This is a genomic window from Curtobacterium flaccumfaciens (assembly GCF_051548005.1).
Classification (GTDB): Bacteria; Actinomycetota; Actinomycetes; order Actinomycetales; family Microbacteriaceae; genus Curtobacterium.
The window spans coordinates 1-24,909 of sequence record NZ_JBPUGH010000005.1 but is presented as its reverse complement, the minus strand read 5'-3'; the positions used below and the strand labels follow the sequence as shown (position 1 = coordinate 24,909).

General features: G+C 71.2%; 27 protein-coding genes and 1 pseudogene. 13 read left to right on the top strand and 15 right to left on the bottom strand.

Going from position 1 to position 24,909, the window contains the following annotated elements; translation table 11 throughout:
- Window position 1: 1 nt before the first annotated feature.
- Both ACSW7Y_RS01600 and ACSW7Y_RS01595 read right to left on the bottom strand, forming a co-directional pair.
- Window positions 2–436, bottom strand: a complete 435-nt coding sequence (locus ACSW7Y_RS01600) for a very short patch repair endonuclease (RefSeq protein ID WP_438124602.1) — start codon at window positions 434–436, stop codon at window positions 2–4.
- Window positions 437–533: 97 nt separating this feature from the next.
- Window positions 534–1,199 carry an NUDIX hydrolase gene (locus ACSW7Y_RS01595; protein WP_438124601.1) on the bottom strand — a complete coding sequence of 222 codons (666 nt, stop codon included), beginning with the start codon at window positions 1,197–1,199 and terminating at the stop codon, window positions 534–536.
- A 101-nt stretch (window positions 1,200–1,300) separates the two neighbouring features.
- Between ACSW7Y_RS01595 and ACSW7Y_RS01590 the strand changes: the two genes are divergently transcribed.
- A complete protein-coding gene (locus ACSW7Y_RS01590; protein ID WP_438124600.1) occupies window positions 1,301–2,254 on the top strand; it encodes an ADP-ribosylglycohydrolase family protein in 954 nt (317 codons plus the stop codon).
- 143 nt (window positions 2,255–2,397) lie between these two features.
- Here the strand turns inward: ACSW7Y_RS01590 and ACSW7Y_RS01585 are convergent, their stop codons facing one another.
- From ACSW7Y_RS01585 to ACSW7Y_RS01565, 5 genes are all read right to left on the bottom strand, one after another.
- Window positions 2,398–2,763 (bottom strand): hypothetical protein, encoded by a 366-nt coding sequence (locus ACSW7Y_RS01585; protein WP_438124599.1) that lies wholly within the window; start codon window positions 2,761–2,763, stop codon window positions 2,398–2,400.
- Between the two features lie 3 nt (window positions 2,764–2,766).
- The gene (locus ACSW7Y_RS01580; RefSeq protein WP_438124598.1) at window positions 2,767–3,330 is read right to left on the bottom strand and encodes a hypothetical protein; all 564 of its coding nucleotides are present in this window, start codon (window positions 3,328–3,330) and stop codon (window positions 2,767–2,769) included.
- Window positions 3,331–3,340: 10 nt separating this feature from the next.
- A complete protein-coding gene (locus ACSW7Y_RS01575) occupies window positions 3,341–3,946 on the bottom strand; it encodes a TMEM175 family protein (protein ID WP_438124597.1) in 606 nt (201 codons plus the stop codon).
- A 273-nt stretch (window positions 3,947–4,219) separates the two neighbouring features.
- Window positions 4,220–4,690 carry a DUF4395 domain-containing protein gene (locus ACSW7Y_RS01570; RefSeq protein WP_438124596.1) on the bottom strand — a complete coding sequence of 157 codons (471 nt, stop codon included), beginning with the start codon at window positions 4,688–4,690 and terminating at the stop codon, window positions 4,220–4,222.
- Window positions 4,687–5,166 carry a TlpA family protein disulfide reductase gene (locus ACSW7Y_RS01565; RefSeq protein ID WP_438124595.1) on the bottom strand — a complete coding sequence of 160 codons (480 nt, stop codon included), beginning with the start codon at window positions 5,164–5,166 and terminating at the stop codon, window positions 4,687–4,689. The genes ACSW7Y_RS01570 and ACSW7Y_RS01565 overlap by 4 nt, the downstream gene beginning before the upstream one ends.
- A gap of 74 nt (window positions 5,167–5,240) precedes the next feature.
- On the opposite strand from ACSW7Y_RS01565, the pseudogene ACSW7Y_RS01560 reads away from it, so the two are divergent.
- The 5 genes and pseudogenes from ACSW7Y_RS01560 to ACSW7Y_RS01540 all read left to right on the top strand — a co-directional run.
- A pseudogene (locus ACSW7Y_RS01560) lies at window positions 5,241–5,642 on the top strand (arsenate reductase ArsC); the annotation flags it as partial.
- A gap of 9 nt (window positions 5,643–5,651) precedes the next feature.
- A complete protein-coding gene (locus tag ACSW7Y_RS01555; RefSeq protein WP_438124631.1) occupies window positions 5,652–5,879 on the top strand; it encodes a DUF1653 domain-containing protein in 228 nt (75 codons plus the stop codon).
- A 385-nt stretch (window positions 5,880–6,264) separates the two neighbouring features.
- Window positions 6,265–6,816, top strand: coding sequence for a hypothetical protein (locus ACSW7Y_RS01550; protein ID WP_438124594.1), 552 nt, complete (start codon window positions 6,265–6,267; stop codon window positions 6,814–6,816).
- 79 nt (window positions 6,817–6,895) lie between these two features.
- Window positions 6,896–10,390 (top strand): TM0106 family RecB-like putative nuclease, encoded by a 3,495-nt coding sequence (locus ACSW7Y_RS01545; protein WP_438124593.1) that lies wholly within the window; start codon window positions 6,896–6,898, stop codon window positions 10,388–10,390.
- 84 nt (window positions 10,391–10,474) lie between these two features.
- The gene (locus tag ACSW7Y_RS01540) at window positions 10,475–10,807 is read left to right on the top strand and encodes a hypothetical protein (protein WP_438124592.1); all 333 of its coding nucleotides are present in this window, start codon (window positions 10,475–10,477) and stop codon (window positions 10,805–10,807) included.
- A 25-nt stretch (window positions 10,808–10,832) separates the two neighbouring features.
- Here ACSW7Y_RS01540 and ACSW7Y_RS01535 read toward each other — a convergent pair whose 3' ends face one another.
- The 3 genes from ACSW7Y_RS01535 to ACSW7Y_RS01525 all read right to left on the bottom strand — a co-directional run bounded on the left by ACSW7Y_RS01535 (window position 10,833) and on the right by ACSW7Y_RS01525 (window position 13,376).
- Window positions 10,833–11,258 carry an SseB family protein gene (locus tag ACSW7Y_RS01535; RefSeq protein WP_438124591.1) on the bottom strand — a complete coding sequence of 142 codons (426 nt, stop codon included), beginning with the start codon at window positions 11,256–11,258 and terminating at the stop codon, window positions 10,833–10,835.
- Window positions 11,259–11,357: 99 nt separating this feature from the next.
- On the bottom strand, window positions 11,358–12,146 hold the full coding sequence (locus ACSW7Y_RS01530; RefSeq protein WP_438124590.1) for an SDR family oxidoreductase: 789 nt from the start codon (window positions 12,144–12,146) through the stop codon (window positions 11,358–11,360).
- A gap of 447 nt (window positions 12,147–12,593) precedes the next feature.
- A complete protein-coding gene (locus ACSW7Y_RS01525) occupies window positions 12,594–13,376 on the bottom strand; it encodes an HNH endonuclease family protein (protein ID WP_438124589.1) in 783 nt (260 codons plus the stop codon).
- A gap of 80 nt (window positions 13,377–13,456) precedes the next feature.
- Between ACSW7Y_RS01525 and ACSW7Y_RS01520 the strand changes: the two genes are divergently transcribed.
- The gene (locus ACSW7Y_RS01520) at window positions 13,457–14,011 is read left to right on the top strand and encodes a cysteine hydrolase family protein (protein ID WP_438124588.1); all 555 of its coding nucleotides are present in this window, start codon (window positions 13,457–13,459) and stop codon (window positions 14,009–14,011) included.
- A gap of 39 nt (window positions 14,012–14,050) precedes the next feature.
- Here the strand turns inward: ACSW7Y_RS01520 and ACSW7Y_RS01515 are convergent, their stop codons facing one another.
- Entirely contained in the window at window positions 14,051–17,368 is a 3,318-nt protein-coding gene (locus tag ACSW7Y_RS01515; protein WP_438124587.1) for an SNF2-related protein, read from the bottom strand.
- A 9-nt stretch (window positions 17,369–17,377) separates the two neighbouring features.
- Between ACSW7Y_RS01515 and ACSW7Y_RS01510 the strand changes: the two genes are divergently transcribed.
- Window positions 17,378–17,896 (top strand): BLUF domain-containing protein, encoded by a 519-nt coding sequence (locus tag ACSW7Y_RS01510; protein WP_438124586.1) that lies wholly within the window; start codon window positions 17,378–17,380, stop codon window positions 17,894–17,896.
- A 24-nt stretch (window positions 17,897–17,920) separates the two neighbouring features.
- Here ACSW7Y_RS01510 and ACSW7Y_RS01505 read toward each other — a convergent pair whose 3' ends face one another.
- Window positions 17,921–19,345 (bottom strand): amino acid permease, encoded by a 1,425-nt coding sequence (locus ACSW7Y_RS01505; protein ID WP_438124585.1) that lies wholly within the window; start codon window positions 19,343–19,345, stop codon window positions 17,921–17,923.
- A 101-nt stretch (window positions 19,346–19,446) separates the two neighbouring features.
- Between ACSW7Y_RS01505 and ACSW7Y_RS01500 the strand changes: the two genes are divergently transcribed.
- Window positions 19,447–19,944 (top strand): DUF427 domain-containing protein, encoded by a 498-nt coding sequence (locus ACSW7Y_RS01500; protein ID WP_438124584.1) that lies wholly within the window; start codon window positions 19,447–19,449, stop codon window positions 19,942–19,944.
- 324 nt (window positions 19,945–20,268) lie between these two features.
- On the opposite strand, the gene ACSW7Y_RS01495 is transcribed toward ACSW7Y_RS01500, so the two are convergent.
- Complete coding sequence (locus ACSW7Y_RS01495; RefSeq protein ID WP_438124583.1) at window positions 20,269–20,601, bottom strand: hypothetical protein; 333 nt, start codon at window positions 20,599–20,601, stop codon at window positions 20,269–20,271.
- A 116-nt stretch (window positions 20,602–20,717) separates the two neighbouring features.
- Between ACSW7Y_RS01495 and ACSW7Y_RS01490 the strand changes: the two genes are divergently transcribed.
- The 3 genes from ACSW7Y_RS01490 to ACSW7Y_RS01480 all read left to right on the top strand — a co-directional run bounded on the left by ACSW7Y_RS01490 (window position 20,718) and on the right by ACSW7Y_RS01480 (window position 22,126).
- On the top strand, window positions 20,718–21,122 hold the full coding sequence (locus ACSW7Y_RS01490) for a DoxX family protein (protein WP_438124582.1): 405 nt from the start codon (window positions 20,718–20,720) through the stop codon (window positions 21,120–21,122).
- Window positions 21,119–21,610 (top strand): hypothetical protein, encoded by a 492-nt coding sequence (locus ACSW7Y_RS01485; RefSeq protein WP_438124581.1) that lies wholly within the window; start codon window positions 21,119–21,121, stop codon window positions 21,608–21,610. Before ACSW7Y_RS01490 ends, ACSW7Y_RS01485 begins: the two co-directional genes overlap by 4 nt.
- A gap of 93 nt (window positions 21,611–21,703) precedes the next feature.
- A complete protein-coding gene (locus ACSW7Y_RS01480; RefSeq protein ID WP_438124580.1) occupies window positions 21,704–22,126 on the top strand; it encodes a hypothetical protein in 423 nt (140 codons plus the stop codon).
- 78 nt (window positions 22,127–22,204) lie between these two features.
- Here ACSW7Y_RS01480 and ACSW7Y_RS01475 read toward each other — a convergent pair whose 3' ends face one another.
- Window positions 22,205–22,822, bottom strand: a complete 618-nt coding sequence (locus tag ACSW7Y_RS01475; RefSeq protein WP_438124579.1) for a hypothetical protein — start codon at window positions 22,820–22,822, stop codon at window positions 22,205–22,207.
- 201 nt (window positions 22,823–23,023) lie between these two features.
- Complete coding sequence (locus ACSW7Y_RS01470) at window positions 23,024–24,484, bottom strand: APC family permease (protein WP_438124578.1); 1,461 nt, start codon at window positions 24,482–24,484, stop codon at window positions 23,024–23,026.
- 135 nt (window positions 24,485–24,619) lie between these two features.
- On the opposite strand from ACSW7Y_RS01470, the gene ACSW7Y_RS01465 reads away from it, so the two are divergent.
- A partial coding sequence (locus ACSW7Y_RS01465) for a DUF6892 domain-containing protein (RefSeq protein ID WP_438124577.1) occupies window positions 24,620–24,909 on the top strand: 290 nt, incomplete at its 3' end.

Sequence of the window (24,909 nt, the reverse complement as noted above, 5' to 3'; positions counted from 1 at the left end):
GCTACGCCGCGGATCGGATGATCCCGTCCCACCGGTCAAGTTCCCGCTCGACTTTCGTCGCAGCAGACCCCGGGTCACCGTGCTCCCAGAAGCGCAGCACTCGCCACCCTTCGGACACGAGGATCGCCTCGTTCTGGGCGTCCCGCTGCCGATTCGCCAGCAGCTTCCGGCGCCAGAGATCAGCGTTGGCTTTGGGCAGGTGCGCGTGTTCCTCGCAGTAGTGCCAGAAGCACCCGTCGACGAACACCGCGATCCGAGCGCGGGGGAAGACAAGATCAGGTCGCACTCGACACTGCTTACTGACCTGCCGGTCCACGAAGAAGCGTCGCCCGCGGCGGTGGAGCTCGCGCCGCAGGGCGAGTTCGGGCGCCGTGTCCCGTCGGCCGAAGCGCGCCATGTGCCGCCGTCGAGCATCGTCCGCATCCCAGTGCTCCATCACGAGCAGTGTCGCCGTTCGGAGGCGCGTCCGACGAGCGGTGCCGTCGGGATGTGGTGAAGCGGCCGAACGACCTGACTGTGCAGGAACGAGCCCGCTACCGTCGATCGATCCGCCGGTACGTCCCCGCCGGCTTCCCCGGCCCCTCCGCCCGCTTCCCCTCCGTCACCACGAGCCCCGGCAACATCGCCCTCCGGAACGAGTCCGGCTGCAATGCCCGCCCCGCCACCGCCTCGTGCACCCGCCGTAGCTCGGTCATCGTGAACGGCTCCGCCACGAGCCCCCGCGGGTCCGGCGCCGCAGCGTAGAGCGCCCGCAACGAGGCCACCGCGAACGCCACGATCTCGTCGTGCCCGTGCACCATCCCGGTCGCATCGTCGACCGGTACGAGCCGCGCCCGCGAAGCGTCCAGCCTCGGCGACAACAGCGAGAAAGCCGGCACCACATCGAGGTGCGCCACCGACAACACCCACCCCCGACTGTCCCGCGAAGGATCGTCGAAGACGTGCAACTGCGACGGCGCTAGCCCGGTCACCCCCGCCTTGTCGGACAGCGACCGCAACACGGCCGCTGCGAGCCGCTCGCCCTCGTGCACGAACGTCCCCGGCAGTCGCCAATCCCCGTCCACGGCATCGCGCACCTGGAGAACCGACAGCGGTTCCCCCACAGGCACGGTCAGGACCGCTGTGTCCACAGCCACGGACGGCCGCGGGTAGTCGACCAGGCGCTTGCCGGAAGGATCGCGGTACGCAGACGAAGTCACGCCGCCTAGTTTACGCACACTTGCGCAAACCGTGACGACGTGGAACAGTGAGACCCAGTTAGCGCGGAATCGCGCAAATTACGACCGGAAGGCAGGCGGCCATGAACCCCACCACCCGCGACCGCGCGATTGGCGCCGTCCTCGGCTCCGCCGCCGGCGACGCCCTCGGCGCCGGCTACGAGTTCCGCCCCGCCGTCCCCGAACCCACCCCGATCCGTATGGCCGGCGGCGGCTCGTTCGGATGGGCGCCGGGGGAGTGGACCGACGACACGAGCATGGCCGTCCCGATCCTCCGTACGCTCGCCCGCGGCGGCGACCCCGCCAGCGAGCCGGCACTCGACGGCCTGGTGGCCGCCTGGGCCGACTGGGCACGCACCGCCCCCGACGTCGGCATCCAGACACGCAACGTGCTCACCGGCCTGGAGGCGCGCTCCGCCGAATGCGCGCGGGCTTCGGCCCGGCAGGAACACGAGTACAAGGGGCGGTCGGCGGGCAACGGCTCGCTCATGCGGACGGCGCCGTTGGTGCTCGGCTACCTGACGGGCGCAGCCGACGAGGAGGTCCGACTGGCCGAGGCCGCGCGGGCGATCAGCGACCTCACGCACTACGAGTCGGACGCGGGTGACGCGTGCGTGCTCTGGTGCGTGGCGATCCGGAAGGCAGTCCTCACAGGCGAGCTCGACATCATGGCCGGCCTCGACCTGCTCGACCTCGACAAGCGGCGCACCTGGGTCGACCGCATCGTGACGGCGGAGCACTCGGAGCCGGTCGACTTCACGGACTCGAACGGCTGGGTCGTGTCGGCGTTCCAGGCTGCCTACGCGGCGGTCAAGCGCAGCACGAGCTTCGAGGACGCCCTCGTCCGCGCCGTCCGCACCGGGAACGACACCGACACGGTGGCGGCGATCGCGGGTGGCCTCGCGGGTGCGTTGTACGGGGCGAGCGCCCTCCCGGCCGAGTGGCGGGAGCTCCTGCACGGCTGGCCGGCCCTCCGCGCGGACGACCTTGTCGCGCTGAGCGAGCAGGCGCTGACCGTCCGCGCAGCGGCAGCCTGACCACTCGCCGGGCGGCGGACGGAGTCGCGGCCGGTGTCGGAGGGTTCTGTGGGGGGACTCTCCGCCACCGGACGGGCGTGGCGGGGGCGATCCGCGCCTCCAGGCCGACTGCCGAGCGGCGACCGCCGACCCTCCGCGAGGAGTCAGAGCGCGGCGCGCGCCCGCTCGACCGCCTCGATGAAGTGGGGAATGCCCCACATCAGGAACGTCGGTGCCGACCCGCTCTGCATGGTGACCCGGACCTTCCGGCGGAGGCCGCTCGAGACGTCGTCGAGCCGGGCGATCTCCTCGACGGGGATCCCGAAGCGGGTGCGGGGCGCGTAGTTGATCGGGTGCGCTGCGAACCAGAGGACCTCGGGTGTGAGCGTGACCCGGCCGCCGATCTCGAACCGGCGGATCGCCCCGCGGACGTAGCCGGGGACGATGTCGGCGGCGCCCGAGTCGTCTTCGTCGGGGAGGTAGGTCGCGAGTTTCTTGAGCAGGACTGTGGAGGCGTCGGTGAACGGCACGGACTACTCCGCTGCGGCGGCGAGGTACCGACGGGCGCCGCGGATCTGCCGTCCGAATGCGACGCTCACGATGACCGCGACCACGAGGAGCACGCCGATGAAGATCTTCGGAAACGCTGACAGGAAGCCGTCGTCACGAAGGAGATTCGGGAGCTGCAGTCCGGCGAGCCCGACGTAGAGCAGCAGGAACTGAGCGAGTGAGAGGGGCATCGACAGGGCCACGCCCCGAGCCCAGTCGTACGCACGATGGGCCATCTCGGAGTCGCGCGGTTCGATCGGCTTCCCAGCGAAGACAGCGCGGCGGACGATTCGTCGGCTCGTCCGATCGAGCTCTCGGATCGGCCATTGCATCGTCGGCGCCAGCTTCATCGTCGCTGGAAGGATCGCACCGATTCCGCTCATCCCTCCGACGGCCACTGCGAACCCGACGGTGGACAGGAAGCGGCTCAGCGCATCGTCGTCGCTCGGCAGGAACAGCCCCACGATCGCCCCCACGACGAAGCCCCCGATCGCGATCCAGACCGTCCGCCGCCACGCCCGCCGAGCGATGCCCTCGTAGTCCCCCATGCATTCCACCCTACGAGGACCGCCCGCGCAGCACCCGCGCCACCGTCCCTTGCAGCAGGAGCAACAGCACCCACAGCATCCCCACGGTCGGGAACACCACGGCGAGCACGAGCGCTACGGCGAGGAGCCCCGCGGCGATGAGGCCCTTCCGCACGTCGGGCAGCGGCGAGGACAGCAGCTCGGGGGAGTGCTGCAGCGCGAACTCGATCGCGGTGAGCGACAGGCTCGTCACGAGCATCGTCCCGATGTACAGCGCGTACGTCAGCCGGTCCCGCTCGGCGCCGGCGTTGAGCAGGTTCGCGGCGAACGGCAGGAACACGATGCTGATGAGCCAGACGAAGTTGAGCCGCAGCACCCTCGGGCTGTACGACTGCACGTGCTCGAACACCTGGTGGTGCAACGTCCAGAACCGCGCGATCACCCAGAACGTCACGACGAACGCGACGATCGCGGGCCAGTGCTCACCGAGCAGCGTGCTGACCGACTCACCGTCCCGCAGCTCGCCCGCGAGGTCCACCAGCGGCAACACGAGCAGCGTGATGGCGATGGCGACGGTCGCGTCGGAGAAGTTAACGAGTCGGTCGAGGCCACGTTCGGTCCGCGCCGGAGAGCTCATGCCGCGAGTCTAGGGAAGCATGCGTTCGCGCTTTCGCGCGGTCGGCCTGGAGGCACGGATCGCCCCGCCAGGGCGGCGCGCGTTGCGGAGGTGGGGCGCGCCTCCAGGCCGGATCGCCTCACCAGCGCGGGCTGCCTTGCGGAGGTGGGCCGTGCCTCCCGGCCGGATCGCCTCACCAGCGCGGGGTGCGTTGCGGAGGCGGCCCGTGCCTCCCGGCCGGATCGCCTCACGAGCGCTGGGTGCGTTGCGGAGGCGGCCCGTGCCTCCCGGCCGTCAGGCGGTGGTGCGTCGCGGACGGAGGACGCCCGCGCGAACCAGCCACAGGTAGAGGAGGCAGCCGATGCAGACGTCGAAGACGGCGTTGAGGAACGCGGCGACGAGGGCGACGGCGGCGCCGACGGGTGCGGCGTACGGGACGCCGACGAGGGCGAGCAAGAGCGCGACGGCGGTGACGAACAGGCCGACCTGCTGGGCGAAGGTCGGGGGCTCCGGGGCCTCGAGTTCGGCGGGCCGGGCGAGGCGCGGGCGGACGAAGCGGCGGAAGAGCGCGCCGTAGGGGTGGCGTCGGATGCCGCCGATCCCGCCGATGGCGAAGAGCACGACGATCGCGGTGAGCAGCACGATGCCGGCGGCGTACGTGGCGGGGATCAGCGTGAGGACGATCGTCACGGCGAGGAGGACGGTCGTGATCGCGGCGCCGAAGCGTGGGGAGCGCGGGTCGATGCTGGTGGTGGTGTCGCTCATGCGGGTGCCTCCTGGAGGACGGTCGCGAGGGCTGCGGAGAGTTCCGCGGGACGTGGTGGGCCGCCGAAGCGGGTGCGGACGGCACCGTCGGCGTCGACGAGCAGGACCGTCGGGGTCTGCACGACGTTGTAGCGGGTCGCGACCTCGGTCCGCTCGGCGACGTCGATCTCGAGGCGTTCGACCCCGTCGTGCTGGGTGGCGATCGCGTCGAGCTGGCGGCGGGTGCCGGGGCAGCGGGCGCAGGTCGGCGTCGAGAACTGGACGAGGGTGGCACGGGTGCCGAAGGCCTCGGCGGGAGCGATGCCGTGGGCGGTGGTGCTGGGGCTCACTGCGCTCGGCTCGGGGCGCGCGGCGCTCGGTGCTGCCGCGCTGCTGACTGTGCGGGCGCGGCCGGTGCGGCTGCGGAGGACCAGGCCGAGCACGGTGGCGACGGCGAGCACACCCACGAGGACGGCGACGGCCGTGACGACGGTCATGGTGGGACCGTACGGCGGCCGTTGTTCCGCGTGCACGGTCGTGACGCCGCGTGACGTGGTGCAGGCTGGTCGTCATGAGCGACGTTCCCACGATCCTGTTCGTCTGCGTCCACAACGCCGGGCGCTCCCAGATGGCCGCCGGGTACGCGCGGGCGCTCGGCGGAGACCGGGTCCGCGTGCTGTCGGGCGGGAGTGAGCCGGGGTCTGCGATCAACCCGGTGGCCGTCCAAGCGATGGCGGAGGAGGGGATCGACATCACCGGGGCGGTGCCGCAGTTGCTGCTGACGTCCGACGTGCAGGCCTCGGACGCAGTGATCACGATGGGGTGCGGGGACGCGTGCCCGGTGTTCCCGGGGAAGCGGTACGAGGACTGGGAGCTGACCGACCCGGCCGGTAAGGGCATCGACGAGGTGCGGCCGATCCGGGACGACATCAAGCGGCGGGTGGCGGGGTTGCTCGAGTCGCTGCTGCCGGCGGTCGCGTCAGTGTCTGTTTCGGTGGCGCCTGGGCGCTACCGGCACTTCAAGGGTGGGGAGTACGAGGTGGTCCTCGTGGCGAAGGACGTCGAGACCGAGGAGCCGGTCGTCGTGTACCAGGCGCTGTACGGGGAGCGCGGGCACTGGGTCCGGTCGCTCGCGGACTTCACGGCGTGGGTGTCACGGTACGGGTACGAGGGGCCGCGGTTCGAGCAGGTGGAGGACGGACGATCCTGAACTGATACACCAGGATTTGACACCTCAGTACGCGGTGTAGTTGCATAATCGCGGCGGCCACGGGGGCTGTCGTGAAAGGGTCCACTCGGACAGCGACGGGCGGGACCGGCCTGTCCGCAGAGCAGGAGTTCCTGACCAATTGTGCTCAGTACTCCTACGACGAAGCAGTGCGTCTGATCCGCCGCGAGTCGACCGCCGACGCTGACCGAGCGTTCTACGACGCTGCGTTCAGCGGTGTCGCGGACGTGGTCGAGTCGTCGATCACACGGACTGAACTCGATCGCCTGCGTGCGACGCGGGACGAGGAGCGTTGGCCAGCGCTGCTCTCGTCGCACGGCGAAGCGTGGAAACGAGCGTGTCGTGCCGCAGGGAACAAGGAGCAGCGATGAGTACCTCGCAGATGGTGCGCGTCGTGACCGTGCTCGGTGGCCTCGGCGTGTTGCTCTTGATCGTCGACGACATCTGGCGGTTCGCGCTCGCGAGTCCGTACCTTGGCGCGAGCCCCGCGATCATCGGGACTGTCGCGTGCGCTCTGTTGCTCGTCGCGGCCGTCGTCGTGTGGCGGCCTGAACGCCCGACGGCCTGGGTCTGCGCGGTGCTCCTGCTGACGATGCTCGGTCGCGTCGCGGTTCCCCTCGAGCCTGCCGTGCCCTACTGGGTCGTCACCGCGGCGCACCTGTCCGCTCCGGTGGCCGCCGTGTTCGTCGGCGAGCACATCGCCCGTCGTTCTCACGCAGTCATCCGCGGTCTCGCCATCGCGGTCGTGCTGGGCGCACTGTGCTGGCTCCTCGCGACGTGGACGCCCAGCCCCTGGCAGCTCGTTCCGTTCTCCCGTGCCGCAACGGTCATCGCGCTGGTGGGGATGCTGCTGGTGCCCGTAGGCCGTCAGGTGCGGCGAGGGCTCCGACGGCTCTGGGAATCGGCAGAGGTCCGGTGAGTCGGCGTTGGCCGTCGACGCACGCGGTGTCACCAGCCGCCCCTAGGCTCACAGGGCACCAATGAGACGGGGGACCCGCATGCAGATCACCGCCGACGGCAGCGTCCTGCTCAGCCCGAGCGACCTGTCGACGTGGGCAGCGTGCGAGTGGGCGTTCCTCCGACGCCTCGACGCCAAGCTCGGCCGCGGGGAGCCCCTGACCGAGGTCCACGACGACATGCTCGAACGGACCGCCCGGCTCGGTGACCAGCACGAGCTGGACTACCTCAAGATCCTCAAGGAGACGCACGAGGTCGTCGAGTTCGACCGGCCGGCACCCGCCGGTTACGCGGACGCCGCGCAGGCAGCGCTCGACACGCTTCGCACCGGCGCGGACGTCCTGTACCAGCCGACGTTCCACCGTCCCGCGGCGCCCGATGCCCCGGGCTTCATCGGTTTCGCGGACTTCATCATCCGCAACGACCGCGGCGAGTACGAGGTCTACGACACCAAGCTCGCCCGCCACGCCAAGATCAGCGCGCTCCTGCAGCTCGCCGCCTACGCCGAGCAGATGCAGACACACGGCATCCCGACCGGGCAGCAGGTCCACCTCGTCCTCGGCGACCGCACGACCACCACGCACAACCTCGCCGACATCGCGCCCGTGTACCGGACCCAGCGGGCGGAACTGCAGCGTGTGATCGCCGAACGGATGGCAGCGGACGACGAGCTCCTCTGGGGTGACCCGCGCTACAGCAGCTGCGGCCGCTGCCCGATCTGCACGACGCAGGTCGCGGACCACCGCGACCTCGTGCTCGTCGCGGGCATGCGCCTCGACCAGCGGACGAAGCTCATCCGCGCCGGAGTGCGGACGATCGACGACCTGGCGGAGCGCACCGCGGCCGTGCCAGCGATGTCGCGATCGACGCAGGATCGCCTGGTGCGTCAGGCGCGCCTCCAGGTCGAGTCCGAAGCGGCGGGGTCCGAGACCAGCGGGAGCCGCGCCCCCGTCTTCGAGGTGGCGGACCCGCGCGCCCTCGACGCGATCCCGACGCCCGACGCGGGAGACGTGTTCTTCGACTTCGAGGGCGACCCGCTGTACACCGAGGACGGCGTGCACTGGGGGATCGACTACCTCTTCGGGCTCGTGGACCCCGATGCCCGGTTCACGGCGTTCTGGGCACACACGCTCCGCGACGAACGACAGGCGCTGGTCGACTTCCTCGAGTTCGTTCGGGTGCGCCGCGAGCAGTACCCGGACATGCACATCTACCACTACGCGGCGTACGAGCGGACACACCTGCTGTCCCTCGCCGCCCGGCACGGGGTGGGGGAGGACGCCGTCGACGACCTCCTGCGCGCGGGCGTCCTCGTCGACCTCTACCCGATCGTCCGCAAGGCCCTCGTCGTCGGCAGCCACAGCTACTCGATCAAGAAGCTCGAGCCGCTCTACATGGGCGCCGACCTGCGGATGAGCGACGTCACGAACGCCGCCGACAGCATCACCGCCTACGTCGACGCGATCGAGGAACTCCGGAACGGTGATGCCGCAGCCGGCCAGCACATGCTCGACGAGGTCGCCGACTACAACGCCTACGACTGCCGCTCGACGCTGCGCCTCCGCGACTGGCTGCTGTCGCTGCGCGCGCAGGCCCCGGCACCGACCGCCGTCGAACCTGTCGAGTTGCTGCCCCCGATCCCCGTCGACCGTGAGCCGAACCCGGTGTACACGGCCCTCGCCGCGTCGCTCGAGGGTGTCGACGCCCTCGACCGCACGCCGGACCAGCAGGCGCTCGCGCTCGCCGCAGCCGCGATCGACTACCACCGCCGCGAGGCCAAGACCTTCTGGCAGGACCACTTCGACCGCCTCCGGAACCCGGTGGACGACTGGGCGGACACCCGCGACGTGCTCGTGGTCGAGCGTGCGTCGGTCGAGCGCGACTGGGGCACGCTGCCGCGCGCCCGGTCGCAGTCACGAGAGATCCGGTTGTCGGGGACGCTCGCGCCAGGCTCGCGGATCCGGCCTGGAGGCACGCCCCACCTCGTCTACGACGACCCACTCCCGTCGTCGATCACCGCCCCGGCCCCGGGGTCGAAGGGCGCGTCGGCTCGAGCGGTCGTGCTGGACGCGGCCGACAACGGCGACGCGTTCGAGGTCCTGGTCAAGGAGAGCCTGCCGGTCGGTGGCGGCGAGCCGCACCTCGACTTCCCGGTCGCGCTGGCCCCGGCAGCGCCGCCGCGCGCGAAGCCGCAGCCCGAGGCGATCGCCGAGTGGGGCCAGGAGGTCCTCGACGCACTGCCGGAGATGCTGCCCGATCCCGCGTTCGACCTGCTCCGGCGGGTGCCGCCGCGCGGGCCGATCGCTCCCGTACAGGGCGACGACACGGTGTCGGCCGTGGTCGCGACGCTGCTCGGGCTCGACCGGTCGTACCTCGCGATCCAGGGGCCTCCCGGCACGGGCAAGACCTACGTCGGGTCGAACGTCGTCGCGCGGCTCGTCCGCGAGTACGGCTGGCGCGTCGGCGTCGTCGGGCAGTCGCACGCCACGTCGGAGAACTTCCTCGCTGCGGTCGTCGCTGCCGGGGTGCCGGCCGACCGGGTCGTGAAGGTACCGAAGTCGGGCGCGACCGAGGACGACCTTCAGGCTGCGCTGTGGACGCCGGTCAAGAACAACGCCGCGGTCGCTGCCTTCCTTTCGTCCTGCGCCGAGACCGGCTCCGGGGGCGTCGTCGGCGGGACGGCGTGGACGTTCGCGAACGAGGGCACGATCCCGCGGCGCTCCCTCGACCTGCTCGTGGTCGACGAGGCCGGGCAGTTCTCGCTGGCCCCGACGATCGCCTCCTCGATCGCCGCCACCCGACTGCTCCTGCTCGGCGATCCGCAGCAGCTGCCCCAGGTGTCGCAGGGCTCGCACCCGGAGCCGGTCGACGTCTCCGCGCTGGGCTGGCTGACGGACGGCGAGCACGTCCTGCCGCCCGAGTTCGGCTACTTCCTGGCGCGGACGCGTCGGATGGAGCCGGCGCTCACCGCCTCGGTGTCGTCGCTCTCGTACGACGGGCAGCTGTCGTCGATGGCGTCCGGCCGGCACCTCGACGGGATCGACGCGGGCGTGCACCCCGTACCGGTCCTCCACGCGGGGAACACGACGTCGTCGGCTGAGGAAGCCGCGCGAGTCGTCGCCCTCGCCCGCGACGTGATCGGCCGGTCGTGGACGGACGACTCCGGCACGCGGGCGCTGACGGACGAGGACGTCATCGTCGTCGCGCCGTACAACGCGCAGGGAGCGCTCATCCGCCAGGAGCTCGACCGCGCCGGCCTGACCGGCACCCAGGTCGGGACGGTCGACATGTTCCAGGGGCGCGAGGCCGTGGTGTCGATCGTGTCGCTCGCGGCGTCCAGTGCGGCCGACATCCCGCGCGGCCTCGACTTCTTGCTCATGCCGAACCGGCTCAACGTGGCGCTGTCCCGGGCCAAGTGGGCGGCGTACCTCGTGTACTCGCCGGCCCTCACCACGGGGTTGCCTCCCTCGATCGCCGGGCTCTCCCTGCTGTCGCGCTTCATCGAGCTCGTCGAGCCCGGTCCGGACGGTCGGTAGGCTCCCGACCGGACGTCGAGGATCAGGGGGACGACGATGTCAGAGGAAGCGGCGACCACAGCATCCCCGCGGAACGCGCGAACGATGAGCATCGATCTCGTGGTCACGGTCGTGCTGTTCGTGCTCATGGCCCTCGCCGCGGGTGCCGCCTTCCTGGTGCAGTGGCTCATCGCGGCTGTCTCGCAGTACGGCTGCGGCCGACCGACGTCGACGCGCGCGTGCAACACCGCGGTCGAGTGGGTGCCCAGCCTGATCGAGGGCATCGTGTTGCTCGCGGTCCTCATCGGCGGTGCGATCGCTGCCGGTCGCGCGAGGCGGGACGGTCCGCACGGATGGGTCGCTGCCTGCGTGACGCTGATCGCGCTCCTGATGGTCGTCATCATCACGTCGGCGGTCGTCACCGAGATCGCGACGTGAGACGTCCGGACCGTCGAGGCTGAAGTCAGCCCTCGTCGGATTCGTCGGTCGCCACGCCGCCGCGCAGCTGCGCTCGCATCTCGGCGAGGACGTCGGCGTGCAGGAAGTTGGCGTCCGCCGTACTCGTCGGGTCGACGACGATGCCGAACTCCTCCGGCAGCGCGGTCACGAGCTCGTGCATCGGCACCGGGCGCCCCTCGGTGTCGGGTAGCCCGGCAGCGAGGTCGGCGGGGTCGGTGAACACGGGGACGAACGGCTTCTCGCGGATCATCACGTGCGCCACACTGCCGCCGTCCGGCGTGCCCTCCGGCTTCCACGGGACCCAGGCTGCGCTTCGCAGGAACCCCGCGGGTGAGGCTGCCATCCGCCGGCGGAGTTCGGTGGCTGCGGTGGGCGGTGCCTTGTCGACGCCGCGGCCGAAGGCCGACCCGTGCTGTCCGTCGGTGCTCATGCGTTCCCCTCCAGGGTGTCCGCCGACCATGCTGTCACGGTCGGCGGGCACGACGGACCCGGGTCGCGCCTCCAGGCCGGAGCCTGACGCGCGCGCTGATCAGTACTTGGCCGACTGCCCGCCGTCGATCGGCACGACGGTGGCGTTGACGTACGAGGCGTCGTCGGAGAGCAGGAACGCGATGACCGCGGCGATCTCGGGCGCTTCGCCGTAGCGCTTGGTGGGGTTGACCTGGATGAACTCCTCGGCGGCTGCGCGCGGGTCCGACGGGTTGAGCTGCTTCATCGAGTTCTCGACCATCGGCGTCCAGATCGCGCCGGGAGCGATGGCGTTGATGCGGATGCCGTACTTGCCGTACTCGACGGCCGAGTTGCGGGTGAGTCCGACGACGCCGTGCTTCGCCGCTGCGTAGCCGGACTGGTTGCCGATGCCGCGGATGCCACCGACGCTCGCGGTGTTGACGACCATGCCGGAGCCCTGCTCGCGCATGACCCCGAGGACCTTCTCGAGCCCGAGGAACACGCCGCGGAGGTTGATCGACACGACCCGATCGAACTCCGCCGCGGTGAAGGACTCAGTCGGGTTCTGCTTGCCTTCGATCCCGGCGTTGTTGAAGAAGCCGTCGATGCGGCCGAAGTGCTCGGTCGTGTCGAGGACGTACGCGTCGACCTGCGACTCGTCGGAGACGTCGGCGACGGTGGTGAGGACGTCGGCGTCGGGGGCGACCTCGAGGACGGCGGCCTTCGTGGCCTCGAGACCCTCGGCGGAGACGTCGACGAGGGAGAGCGCGGCCCCCTCGGACGCGAGCCGGACGGCGGTGGCGCGGCCGAGGCCGGAGCCGCCGCCGGTGATGAGGACGACGCGGTCGGTGAAACGGTTGGTGGACATGAGGCCTCCTGAGGTCTTCGACGGTGAAGGGCACGGGGTCCGCATCCGGCGCGGGCAGCGAGTCCAATCGATGCATCTGCATCGGAAGAAAGACTACACCTGTTGCCTAATGGTGGGTCTGGCGTCGTGCTCGGTTCCGCCGGGTGGCCGATCGGGTGCGGGATTCCCGATGTCGGCGAACCGGATCGGCCAACCACCGGGAGGGAGACGTGGTCCGGGCCAATGCCGTCGCGCCCGTGATCGACGCACGTGGTCAGCGCCCGCCTGCGTCGCGCGTCGCATGGGGACGATACGTGCGGGCACGGGTGCCGCCTCGATCGTGCGGAGTGAGGATCGATGACGCGTCGTTCGGGGGAGTGCTACCCGATCTCGCCGGTGGCAGTTCCGGTGGAGGAACCGCGGCGCCAGCGCACCGGAACTGCCAGTGGACGAACGAGCTGCTCCGTCTCAGCAGCGGTCGAGCACCCGCACCATCGCGTCCCGCTCAGCCGGCGTCACCCACAGGTGGTACTTCGCCTTGACCGTGACCTGGTGCCCGACGTAGGTACAGCGGAAGCCCTTCGCCGCGGGCAGCCACGTCGCCGCGTCCCCGGAGCGCTTCTGCGCGTTCGAGTGCTGGTCCACGGCGAACAGGTTCAACGGGTCGTTCGCCAGTGCCTCGCGTGCGGTCTGTGACAGCTGCTGCGCACCGGTCCGCCAGGCGTTCTCGAGCGCCACGACGTGGTCGACCTGCACCTCGGTCGAGGTCGTCTGCCCGCGCACGAACGCGATCGTCCCACCCGTGTACGGCGACACGAGCGTCCCGGTCAGCACCCGGCACGGCCCCTGCCGAACGACGTGCGTCAGGTCCCGTGCGAGGACGTCGTCGCGCGTGTCGCACCCGTTCCGGTCGACGTCGAGCCACGCCGTGCCGAAGTCTGCGGTGCGGTCGTAGCTCGTCGCGGGTGCCTTGCCCTTCACCGGCAGGGTCGCGAGGGTACGGAGCGACGAGGCCGCGTCCACCCCCGGCCGGGAGGCCCGACTCGGCTCCGCCACGTCGGTCCCGGTGCTCGGCTGGTCACCCCGGTCGTCGGGGGACCCGCCCGTCGCGATCGAGCCCGTGTCGGTCGCCGCTGAGGACTCGTCGGTCGGCAGGAGTCCGGCGGCGTGCAGCGCGTAGCCAGCGAGGGCGAGCGCGAGGACGAGCAGGACGGAGGCGGTACCGGTGCGGCGGCGTCGGCGGGTCGTCATGGGGGAAGGGACTCCTGGTTGGCGCGGTCGAGCAGACTCACGATCCTGCCGGACACGGCAGACATCGGTAGCCTCCGGACGTGAGCTCCGCACTCCTCGTCATGGACTACCAGAACGGCATCGTCGACCGCCTCGGCACCGACAGCGCCCTGCACGCCGCGGTCGCCGCGGTCGACGCCGCCCGCGCATCGGGCATCCCGGTCGTCTTCGTCCGCGTCGCGTTCCGACCCGGCGCACCGGAGATCGCCGACCGGAACCGGATGTTCGGGGCGGCCCGAGCGAGGATGGGCGATCAGCTACCGGAGGCCACCGACGTCCACGGGGCGTTCCGCCTGACCGATGACGACCTCGTCGTCGTGAAGCGGCGGGTCAGTGCGTTCACGGGCTCGGACCTCGAGGTGCTGCTGCGCGGCCTCGGCGCGACCGACCTCGTCCTCGCGGGCATCGCCACGAGCGGCGTCGTGCTCTCGACCCTGCGGCAGGCGGCCGACCTCGACTTCGGGCTGACGGTCCTCGCGGACGCCTGCACGGACGGCGACCCCGAGGTGCACCGGGTCCTGACCGAGAAGGTGTTCCCGCGACAGGCGGACGTCGTCACCGCTGAGCAGTGGATCGCCGCCCTCGACGTCCACTGAACCGACGCACGACCCGGCTCCGACCTGCCACGTACTCGGTCAGGCGAGCAGCGAGCGGATGTCGTCGGGGGTGAGGTCATCGGCGAAGAGTGCGTCGTCGTCGATCATCGTGGCGAACAGCTCGGCCTTCTTGGCGGCGAGGGCGAGCACCTTCTCCTCGATGGTGTCCTCGGCGATGAGGCGGTTGACGTTCACCGACCGGGTCTGCCCGATGCGGTGTGTGCGGTCGACGGCCTGGTTCTCGGCGGCGGGGTTCCACCACGGGTCGAGGACGAACACGGTGTCCGCCTCGGTCAGGGTGAGCCCGAAGCCCCCGGCCTTGAGCGAGATGAGGAACGCGGGTGCGGTGCCGTTGCGGAAGCGGTCGATGACCTCGGGTCGGCGGCGAGTCGACCCGTCGAGGTACTCGTACCCGAGCCCGCGGGCGTCGAGCGCGTCGGCGACGATCTGGAGGAACGAGGTGAACTGGCTGAACACGAGCGCTCGTCGGCCCTCAGCGGCGAGTTGGTCGAGCTCGTCGAGCAGCAGGTCGAGCTTCGCGGACGGGATGTCCGAGACCTCGGCCGGCGCGTCGAGGTCGCCCGAGGGCGCCGCGGTGGGCACGAGGGCGGGGGAGAGCGCGAGCATCCGGAGGAGCGTCAGGGACCGGAACACGATCATGCGGTTGCGAGGGAGGTCGTCGATGAGGTCGAGGACCTTGAGGCGCTCCCGGTTGAGCGTCCGTTCGTAGAGTTCCCGGTGCGCCGGGTCGAGCGTCACCCGGACGACCTGCTCCTGCTTCGGCGGGAGGTCGGCGGCGACGCTCTCTTTCGTCCGCCGGAGCATGAGCGGCCGGATGCGCCGTCGGAGACGCTCGGTGAGCTGTCGTCTGGCGTCGCCGCGGAGGTCCGGCGAGCCGAGGGGCTTCACGTAGTCGTCGCCGAAGCGCGTCCACGACGACAGCAGTCCGGGCGCCACGACGTGGAAGAGCGCCCAGAGGTCGGTCAGGCCGTTCTCGAGCGGCGTGCCCGTGATCGCGAACTTCACCGGCGCGCGGAGGTCCGTCACGACGCGGTGGATCTGGGACTGCGGGTTCTTCACGAACTGGGCTTCGTCGAGGACGAGCGCGGCCCACGACTGCTCCGACCACGCGGTGGCGTCGAGCCGGAGCAGCGCGTACGAGGTCACGACGACGTCGGACTCCGCAGCCGTGCGGGCGACGAGCGTCGGGTCCTTCAGCGACGTCGACGTCACGGTCGACACACGCAACGAGGGCACGAACCGGGCGGCCTCGGACGCCCAGTTCCCGACGACCGAGGTCGGCGCGACGACGAGGAACGGCGCGCCGGTCGGTGTCTCCGCCCGGGCAGCGGCGATCATCGCGAGGACCTGGAGCGTCTTGCCGAGGCCCATGTCGTCGGCCAGCACCCCGCCGACGCCGTGCGAACGGAGGAAGGCCAGCCACGCGTACCCGGCGTGCTGGTAGGGACGGAGTTCGGCGTGCACCGTGTCCGGCACGGGAGTGTCGGCGGGCGGGGTCGCACCGAGCAGCCCCGCGGCGATCGCCTGCCACCGTTCGTCGTGGGAGGTCTCGTCGGCGAGCTGGTCGAACTCCGACCACAGCCCGGCCTGCAGCGGGGTGACCGTCATCGCCTGATCGGGCTCCCACTCGCCGAGGTCGCGCGCCTCGTCGATGAGCTCCTTGAGCCGGTCGAACGCCGGGTCGGCGAGGGACAGGTATGAGTTGTCGATGAGCTTGAGCCGCCGAGCACGCCCCGCGAGCGCTCGGAGCAGCGGCGTGAACGGGATCTCCTTGCCGTTCACGCTCACGATGATGCCGAGGTCGAACCAGTCGTGCTTCTCGGACGGCATCGTCGTGACGCGGATGTTCGGCCGACCGCTCAGCCGCTCGTAGTCGAGCCGTTCGCCCTGCACCACCGTGCGGATGCCGTGCGCGGTCAGCTGGGGCAGCAGCTCGTTCGCGAAGACCGCGACGTCGGCTCCGTCCACGACCCCGTCGGCGAACCAGTCGAGCCCACCGCCGGGCCCGACCGGGGCGTCGTCGGCGGCACGGACCTCCGTGAGGTCGGGCAGGGGTCCGTGCAGGGCGACGGGGTCCTTCCGGCCGTCGACGTGCCAGCGCCACTGCAGGTGCACGCGGTCGTCCGTCCGCGGTGCCCGGGCCGGCTCGAACGTCGCCGTGAGCACGAGTTCGGGGGCGCCGCGTTCCGGGAGCTCCACCGAGCCGTCGGAGCTGACGAGGCCGCGTGCTCCACGGAGCCGCGGTGACCAGTCGGCGAGGAACTCGTCGACCTCGGCCTCGGGCACGGTGATGCGGGCGCCCTCGACGAGCATGCGCCGTTGGTCCTCGGGTACGGGCTCGGGGGTGGGGGCGAGCGAGACCTGGAACGCCGGGCTCTCGCGGAAGGCGTAGACGCCGTGGTCGCCGATCGTGCGTGCAGCCCCGGCGACGACCGGACGCCCGTCGATCACCGCGCTCGCGCCGATCACCAGCCCACCCTCCGAGCGCGCGGTGTCGAGCAGCACCCGGGCCTCGGACCCGAGGGTCACGCCGCTCGCCTGCTTGCCCGTGACGAACGCGATGCCGAGCCCCTCGGCCTGCCGGAGGAGCGGCCAGAGCAGTGGGCTCTCGAAGTCGTCGAGGTGGATCCAGTCGCTCTCGCCGGGCAGCCCCGCGAGCGCCCCGGCACGGTGGAGCGCGGCGAGCTGGAGGAACCACGCGTGCTGCTCCGGCGCCAGCCCGAGCCGGTTCTGCGAGTACGGCAGCGTGCTCCACGTCAGCTGTCCGCGGACCCAGTTGCCCGCGTCGCTCCGGGTGACCGGACGCACGCCGAGCCGCACCGTCCGCGAGGCCGCCGGCAGCGACCGGCCGGCTGCGCGCGCACGCGCGGCGAAGCGCGCGGAGACCGCGTCTCGCAACTCGAACTGCATCCCCATGGGGGTGCCCTGCGGCGCGACCGCCTGCTCGGTGTCACCGGCGAGGCGGGCGACTTCGTGCCTCCAGTCCGGGGCCGGCGGAGCCGGGGCCAGCGCCTTCGGACCGGCGGCCGCCGCGAGGGAGCGGGCGTTGACGGTCAGGAGCGCCGCCGCGACGTGCTTGCAGTCGCCACCGAGCGGGCAGGAGCACGAACTGCGGACCGGTCGGATGAACTCGCCGCGGGCCGGGGTGGTCTCGATGCGGACGTCGTACGGGTCGTCGGCGGAGCCGGAGACCGTCGCGGTGACCGTGCCGTCGTCGTCGTGCCAGGTGGCGTCCTCGACCAGGCCCGCGCGGACGACGTCGCGGGCGCGCCCGAACGCCTGCGGTCCGACGAAGCGGATGACGTCGACGGCGTCGATCATCGGGGCGGCTGGCACCCGTCAATCGTGCCAGCACCCACCGACGTCCCGTTCTGGGGCGAGCGCTCCGGACCGCGCTCGGGCAGGATCGACGGCATGCTGCAGTCCCTCGTGTACATGAGTTCGGCCACGACACCGTTCGACGACGCCGAACTCGACGCCGTGCTCGAGCACGCGCGCTCCCGGAACACCGCGGATGGCCTCACCGGGCTCCTCGTCGCGCGCGGCGGCCGGTTCATGCAGTTGCTCGAGGGGCCGTACGACGCGGTGATGGCGACCTACCGTCGGATCCTCGACGACGACCGGCACGACAGCGTGGTGCTGCTCGCGGAGGAGTCGATCCACACCCGGCGGTTCCCGGAGTGGTCGATGGCGTACGACCGCGGCGACCAGGGCACCGAGCCGCCCGAGGGGTTCAGCGACTTCCTCCCCGAGGGGGACCGGAGCGCGGACCGGAGCCGGTCGCGGGAGTTGCTGCGGTGGTTCCGGTCGCACCCGATGGCCGACCCGGCGGCGGCGCAGGGGAAGCACCGGAGCGAGGGCTGACCCGCGCGCGCCACCCGCGCGTGGCTACGACCCGCTGCGCTCCGACGTGGCCAGCTTGCTGTGCTTCCGCGAGTACCCCAGGTACACCCCGAGTCCGATCGCGAACCAGACCGCGAAGCGCACCCACGTCTCCCACTGCAGGAACGTGACGAGCCACAGCGACGCGATGACGCCGATCGCCGGGATCACCGGCATGAAGGGCAGCCTGAAGGTCCGCGGCAGGTCGGGCTGCCGGTAGCGGAGCACGATCACGGCTGAGCAGACCACGACGAACGCGAGCAGGATGCCGATGTTCGTGAGCTCCGCGACGATGCTGATCGGCAGCAGGCCCGCGAGGACCGCCGCTGCGATGCCGATGATCCACGTGACGCGGGTGGGCACGTGGCGCTTCGGGTCGGTGTGCGCGAACCACTTCGGCATGAGGCCGTCGCGGCTCATCGAGAACCACACGCGGGACGCCCCGAGCATGAAGGTCAGCAGGACCGTGATGATGCCCACGATGGCGCCGATCGCGATGACGTTCGCCACCCCGCCGAGCCCGACCGACGCGAACGCCGACGAGAACCCGGAGGCGGGGTCGATGTCCGTGTACTTCTGCATGCCGGTGAGCACCAGCGTCGCGAGGACGTAGAGCACCATCGCGATGCCGAGCGACAACAGGATCGCCTTCGGCATGTGCTTCCGGGCGTCGACCGACTCCTCGGCGGCGGTGGACATGGCGTCGTAGCCGAACACGGCGAAGAACACCGTCGCGGCACCGGTCATCACCCCGCCGAACCCGAACGGGAAGTACGGCTGGTAGTTCGCGCTGTTGATGTGGAACACGCCGAGCACGACGATGAGCACGACGAGCCCGACCTTGATGCCGACCGCGACGAGCTCGAACCGCGCGGCGCTCCGGATGCCCCGGGTCAGGACGAACGCCGTCAGCAGGCACAGGACGATCGCGAACACGTCGATCACGTGCCCGTCCCCGGTGCCGGGCGCCCCGAGCATCCAGGCGGGCAGGTCGACGCCGAACTGGCCGACGAGGAACCCGACGTACCCCGAGATCCCGATCGCGACGACGGCCACGATCGCTGTGTACTCGAGCAGCAGGTCCCAGCCGATGAACCACCCGACGATCTCGCCGAGCACCGCGTACCCGTACGTGTAGGCGCTGCCGGCCTTCGGGATCATCCCGGCGAACTCGGCGTACGACAGCGCTGCCGCGGCACTCGCGACACCGGCGACGAGGAACGAGATGAGCACCGCGGGGCCGGCGACCCCGTGCGCGACGGTGCCGGCGAGGGTGAAGATGCCCGCGCCGATGATCCCGCCGATGCCGATCGCGGTGAGCTGCCAGAGACCGAGGTGCCGCTTGAGGCCACCCTCGCCGCCGGCTTCGTCCTCGATCGTGTCGATGGGCTTGCGGCGGAACAGGGTCGCGCGTGGTGACGTCGATGTCATCCGCCCACTCTGCACCCATCGACGGAGGCCCGCCACCGCCCGGCGGACTCCGGTCCGTCGTCTCTCGGCGGACTCCGGACCGACGGCGGTAGAACGGGCACATGCGCAGACCAGAGCGGATCGAACCGGGGCCGGGCCAGGAGTCGGTGTGGGACTACCCGCGCCCACCCGCTGTCGAGGCCGTCTCGAAACGTGTCGTCGTGCGGCTCGGCGGGGAAGTGATCGCGGACACGACCGACGCCGTGCGGGTCCTCGAGACCTCGCACCCGCCGGTGTACTACCTGCCCGTCGCCGACCTCGCGGACGGGACGCTCGCGCCGGCCGACGGATCGAGCATGTGCGAGTTCAAGGGGCGTGCGCGGTACTTCGACGTCCGGGGTGGCGGCGTCGTGGCCCCTCGGGCGGCGTGGAACTACCCGACCCCGGAGCCGGGCTACGAGCAGCTCCGGGACCGGGTCGCGATCTACCCCTCGGCGATGGACTCGTGCGAGGTCGGTGGCGAGGTCGTCCAGGCGCAGGAAGGGGACTTCTACGGCGGCTGGATCACCTCGGAGGTCGTCGGCCCGTTCAAGGGCGGAGCCGGCACCTTCGGCTGGTGACCGGACGCGGGCGCGCGTATCGCGCGTCAGCGTGAGCTGCAGGCTCAGGCGGCCGCGTGCCCGCGTGGTGACCACGGGACGGCCTGGAGGCGCGGTGCGGACCCGACCCGTGCCTCCCGGCCGGTGGGTGGGCGCGTCGGGCGCGGGGCGCCACGCCCAAGCGACAGATCTCGAGGAGAGCGCGCCGACCACCCCGGGAAAGCGACAGATCTTGGCTGTCGCACGGCGGCGTTCTGTCGCTCTCGCGGAAGCGACAGTGCGCGCGGCGCCCAGGTTTCGCCCGCGCTCCCGCCGCCGCGGCCTCGCCTTGCGCGCCCTGCCCCGTCAGCGGTTCGCGTACGGCGACCAGAACGGCGGCGGGAACGCGCCGCCGGTGACGAGCACGAGGACCTGCCAGTAGAGCATCACGAGTCCGAGCAGGCACACGACGCCCCCGAGCCAGGACCACACCCGGACCGCCCGCCGCCGCCCGGCGATGCGGATCGCCCGCCACGCGCACAGGACGCCGACGACCCCGAAGACGGTGCCGAGCACGAGGTGCTTGCCCGTGCCCTCCGCCGGCAGGAACAGGCCGAGGTAGAACGACACCGGCGCGAGGACGACGGCCACGGTCGCGAGGACTCCGGGCGGCTCGTGGTCCCGGGCGACAGCAGCCATGCACCCGACCGTACCGACGCCGGGAGCGACCCGCCCGCCGTCCTCGCGCTCGCCGGATGTGTCCGACTCCCGCCGGTCGCCGAGCGTCCGGGCTGCCCGACGAGCACGATGGAGGCATGCGCTCCTTCCTCCGGGTCCTGCTGGGACTCTTCCTCGTGTTCGCCGGCGTCTCGCACCTGACGTTCGCCCGGGAGGACTTCCGCGCCCAGGTGCCCGAGTCGCTCCCGCTCGACACGGACGCCGTGGTGCTCGGCTCCGGCGTGGCGGAGATCGGCCTCGGCTCGGCGTTCCTGCTCGCGCCCCGATCGGCCCGTCGTCGCGTCGGCACCGTCGCCGCGTGGTTCTTCGTGGCCGTGTTCCCCGGCAACGTCGCGCAGTGGTTGAACCGTCGGTCGGCGTTCGGCCTCGACACCGACGCCAAGCGCATCGGCCGCCTGTTCGGACAGCCCCTGCTGATCGCCGCCGCGCTCTGGTCGACCCGCGGGCAGCGGCCTGCGTCGGTGTCGCGGACCGCGTCGTGACCACCATGGCCTCGGCAGCGCGCAGCCCCGACCCGGGCTCGTCGGTGGACGGGGCCGGCTCGTCGGTGGACGGGGCCGGCTCGTCGGCGGACGGGGCCGGCTCGTCGGTCGCTCCCACCGGCCGGGAGGCACGGCACCCCCTGACAGGTGGCCGTCGTGTCGCAGACGTGGTCGCCTCGGTCGTGTTGTTGGTCGGCCTGGCACTCGAGGCCGTCGTCGCGGGGTGGGCGGTCGTCTTCCTCTCCCTGGCGTTCGGGTCGTGCAACGCCCCGGGGAACAGCTGCAACGCGGCGCTCGGGGGCGCGGTGGTGTACGTCGGTCCCGTGCTCGTCGGCCTCGTCGCGCTGGTCGCGATCGTGTGGGCGGTGTTCCGGATGGCCCGCCGTCGGGTGGCGTGGCCGGTCCCGGTCGTGGGCATCACGGCGATCGTCGTGGTGTTCTTCGCCTGCCGGCTGCTGGTGGACGCAGCGGTCACGCGCGGGATCTGATCGGTTCCTGCACGGGCTCGCCTGGCGGTCGGCTTCTCCACAGATGCCCGTTCCGTGCCTGGCTGACGCGCGCTCTGGCGGGACGCTGGGGGCATGCCAGACACCGACATGATCGACCGCCTCACCGATGAACCCGTCCGGACCGACGGCGACGTCCTCGACCTCGTCCGCACGCTCATCGGTCGCCCGCTGACCCGGCAGTGCTGGGTCGTCTTCCTCGCCGAGCGCGGCGTGCCCATCCCGTTGCTCCTGCCCGTCTCCGAACTGCCCTACCAGCCGGACGAGCACGTGGACGACTTCGCGGCGCTCATCGCCGACGTCACCGACCAGGTCGGCGCGGACGACGTCGTGGTCGTGTGGGAGCGGCCCGGCAACGACCAGGCGCACGCCGTCGACTGGGAGTGGGTGGACGCGGTCGCGTGCTCGTTCGGGGAGCGGCACGTGCGGCTCCGCGGGCAGGTCATCGTGCACGACCGGGGTGTGGAGATGCTCGAGCTCGACGAGGCGGCAGCGTGACGAGCAGCGTGGCGGTGAGGACCTCGGCTCCGCGGGGCCGCGTCAGCCCTGCGGCGCCGGGTCAAGTGCGGTGCGGTGTCAGGTCTGCGGTGCGGTGTCGGGGACGGTCTCGCCGGTCAGGCCCTCGACGACCGCCTTCGCCTCCGGCCAGAACTTCGCGTAGTGGTCCGGGTCCGAGTTGATCTGCACGGCGTGGGCCATCTGGGTCGGGGTCATCGTCTTCCAGCCGGGGACCTTCACGAGCTTCGCGTAGAACATCGACGCGGCCGTGTACGGGTCCATCCGCTGCTCGTAGGTGCCCCACGCGCCGTTGTCACGCTGCTGGAAGAGCCCGCGGCTGTCCGGTCCGGCGGCGTCTCCGTGGTCGAGGTTCACGAGGCTCGACTCGCCGATCGCGGTCATCACCCCGACGGCTTGGGTGTGCGGCCCGATGCCGAGCGCCTTCGCCGCCTGGATCACCGCCGCGGCGTTCACCAGGCGGTCCTGGCAGAAGCCCGCGATCGGACCGGCCGGAACGGCGATGCCACCGACGGTCTTGGTGGCTGCCGCGGGACAGGTGGGTGCGGCCACCTCGGCGGAGCGGGCGGCGCCGGACAACGAGTTCACCGCGACGACGACGAGCACCACGACGCCGATGACCGCAGCGACGACGCCCGCGCCGAACACCGACGCGATCGTGATGCCAGCGCGGCGCATGGCGGGGTCCTCTCGGGCGGGGCGGTTCGGAGCATGACGAGGGTACGTGCACCTCCTGGAGAACCGCTCCCGCCCGATCGGGTGTCGTCCGTCCCGCGTCAGGTCACTCGTCGCGGCGTCGCCGGAACCAGCCCGCGGCAGCGCCGGCGGACACCACGACCATCCCGATGGAGATCGCGAAGATCAGATCGACGCTGTCCATCACGCGTCTCGGTTGTCGGACGCGTCCCGGTCGCGCTGCACGGCCGTGGGCTCGGTCACGAGTCCGGTCGGCGCCTTCTCGGCCTGCTTGCGCCCGTGCGTGAACCACGTCACGAGCCAGAGCACGATGCCGAGCGCGAGCAGGCCGCCGGCGATCTCGTACTGCTGCGGATCACGACCGGACGACCACGGCAGGACGAGCCAGACGCACGTCACCACACCGATCACGGGGATGACCACGCCCGCCCGGAAGTGCCGGTGGTCGACCCGGTCACGCCGGAGCACGAGCACCGACAGGTTGACGACCGCGAACACCGAGAGGAGCAGCAGTGACGTCGTCCCACCGAGCACCACGACGATCGGGGAGTCCGGGTTGAGCGACACCCAGCCGATGAGGGCGAGCGAGATGAGCGTCGTGAAGACGATCGCGGTCGACGGCGTGCGTCGGGCGGGGGAGACGCGGGAGAGGAACCCGGGGAGGACACCCTGCTTGCTCATGCCGTAGAGCAGGCGCGAGGCCATCATCATGTTGATCAGCGCGGTGTTGGCGACCGCGAACATCGAGATGAACGGCAGCAGTGCCGCGATCGGGAAGCCCGGCGCGGCGGTCTGCACGACGGTCACGAGGGGGGTCTCGTTGCCGGCGAGCTCACCGATCGGCACGACGGCGACGGCGCAGATCGACACGAGCACGTAGATGACGGCGGTGATGCCCAGGCCCGTGAGCATCACCTTGGGGAAGATCCGTGACGGGTCCTTCGTCTCCTCGGCCATGTTCACCGAGTCCTCGAAGCCGACCATCGCGAAGAAGGCGAGCGACGTCGCGGTGGAGATCGAGAGGAGCAGCGTCTTGTCCTCCGGGGTGTCGAACATCACGACGCGCGAGAAGTCTGCGTTGCCGCCGGCGATCGCCCAGAACCCGATCAGGATGACCATGACGAGACCGGACAGCTCCACGAGCGTCAGCACGACGTTCGTCTTCACGCTCTCGCTGACCCCGCGGAAGTTCACGGCCATCACCAGCAGCATGAAGCCCATGCCGATGAGCATCACGACCGCGTTCGGCAGCTCGAGGCCGAACCCGGCGCCGAGGTTCGCCGCGAACGCCCGGGACGCCGTCGACGCCGAGGTGATCCCGGAGCACATCACGATGAAGGTGACGATGAACGTGAGGAAGTGGATGCCGAACGCCTTGTGGACGTAGAGGGCGGCGCCGGCGGTCTGCGGGTACTTCGTGACGAGCTCGAGGTACGAGAACGCCGTCAGGAGCGCCACCGCGAACGCGATGAGGAAGGGGAGCCACGCCGCTCCGCCCACCTCCGCCGCGACCTGACCGGTGAGCGCGTAGACACCCGTGCCGAGGATGTCGCCGACGATGAACAGCAGCAGGAGTTTCGGACCGATGACCCGCCGGAGCTCGGTCTGCTCGCCGGCGGGGCGGTCCTTCGTGGTGGTGGCCATGCCCCACCATCTTCCGGGGGACACCATTCTGTCCAGTCTCACAGGGTTCTCTCCGGTGACCGCAACACGCCCGTGTCCTGCGCGACCCACGCCGATCGGGCACGTGCTCGGGAGCTGATCGCTACGCTCCGGTCCATGGACGCCGAGACGAACACCACCGAAGAACCCGTCGAGTTCGCCGACTTCGCCGCGAAGCTGCTCGTGCTCGACGTGCTCTGCTACGACCTCGGCGTGCTCGAGCCGTACGACGGCGATGCCGAGGATGAGAACGACGAGGACCTCGGCGTCGACGGGCAGGACGACCGGGCACGCGAGTACTACGACGACCTCGACCTCCTGCCCTCGCACCTCGCACTGGTCACCGAGCTGACCGTCGACAGCGACCTCGAGGTGCTCCAGGACGTGCACCCCGGGTGGGACGGGTC

Coding starts and splice junctions, on each gene's coding strand:
- ACSW7Y_RS01600 (WP_438124602.1), bottom strand. CDS start 436: ATGGAGCACTGGGATGCGGACGATGCTCGACGGCGGCACATGGCGCGC.
- ACSW7Y_RS01590 (WP_438124600.1), top strand. CDS start 1,301: ATGAACCCCACCACCCGCGACCGCGCGATTGGCGCCGTCCTCGGCTCC.
- ACSW7Y_RS01580 (WP_438124598.1), bottom strand. CDS start 3,330: ATGGGGGACTACGAGGGCATCGCTCGGCGGGCGTGGCGGCGGACGGTC.
- ACSW7Y_RS01575 (WP_438124597.1), bottom strand. CDS start 3,946: ATGAGCTCTCCGGCGCGGACCGAACGTGGCCTCGACCGACTCGTTAAC.
- ACSW7Y_RS01570 (WP_438124596.1), bottom strand. CDS start 4,690: ATGAGCGACACCACCACCAGCATCGACCCGCGCTCCCCACGCTTCGGC.
- ACSW7Y_RS01565 (WP_438124595.1), bottom strand. CDS start 5,166: ATGACCGTCGTCACGGCCGTCGCCGTCCTCGTGGGTGTGCTCGCCGTC.
- ACSW7Y_RS01550 (WP_438124594.1), top strand. CDS start 6,265: ATGAGTACCTCGCAGATGGTGCGCGTCGTGACCGTGCTCGGTGGCCTC.
- ACSW7Y_RS01545 (WP_438124593.1), top strand. CDS start 6,896: ATGCAGATCACCGCCGACGGCAGCGTCCTGCTCAGCCCGAGCGACCTG.
- ACSW7Y_RS01540 (WP_438124592.1), top strand. CDS start 10,475: ATGAGCATCGATCTCGTGGTCACGGTCGTGCTGTTCGTGCTCATGGCC.
- ACSW7Y_RS01535 (WP_438124591.1), bottom strand. CDS start 11,258: ATGAGCACCGACGGACAGCACGGGTCGGCCTTCGGCCGCGGCGTCGAC.
- ACSW7Y_RS01530 (WP_438124590.1), bottom strand. CDS start 12,146: ATGTCCACCAACCGTTTCACCGACCGCGTCGTCCTCATCACCGGCGGC.
- ACSW7Y_RS01525 (WP_438124589.1), bottom strand. CDS start 13,376: ATGACGACCCGCCGACGCCGCCGCACCGGTACCGCCTCCGTCCTGCTC.
- ACSW7Y_RS01505 (WP_438124585.1), bottom strand. CDS start 19,345: ATGACATCGACGTCACCACGCGCGACCCTGTTCCGCCGCAAGCCCATC.
- ACSW7Y_RS01500 (WP_438124584.1), top strand. CDS start 19,447: ATGCGCAGACCAGAGCGGATCGAACCGGGGCCGGGCCAGGAGTCGGTG.
- ACSW7Y_RS01495 (WP_438124583.1), bottom strand. CDS start 20,601: ATGGCTGCTGTCGCCCGGGACCACGAGCCGCCCGGAGTCCTCGCGACC.
- ACSW7Y_RS01490 (WP_438124582.1), top strand. CDS start 20,718: ATGCGCTCCTTCCTCCGGGTCCTGCTGGGACTCTTCCTCGTGTTCGCC.
- ACSW7Y_RS01480 (WP_438124580.1), top strand. CDS start 21,704: ATGCCAGACACCGACATGATCGACCGCCTCACCGATGAACCCGTCCGG.
- ACSW7Y_RS01475 (WP_438124579.1), bottom strand. CDS start 22,822: ATGCGCCGCGCTGGCATCACGATCGCGTCGGTGTTCGGCGCGGGCGTC.
- ACSW7Y_RS01470 (WP_438124578.1), bottom strand. CDS start 24,484: ATGGCCACCACCACGAAGGACCGCCCCGCCGGCGAGCAGACCGAGCTC.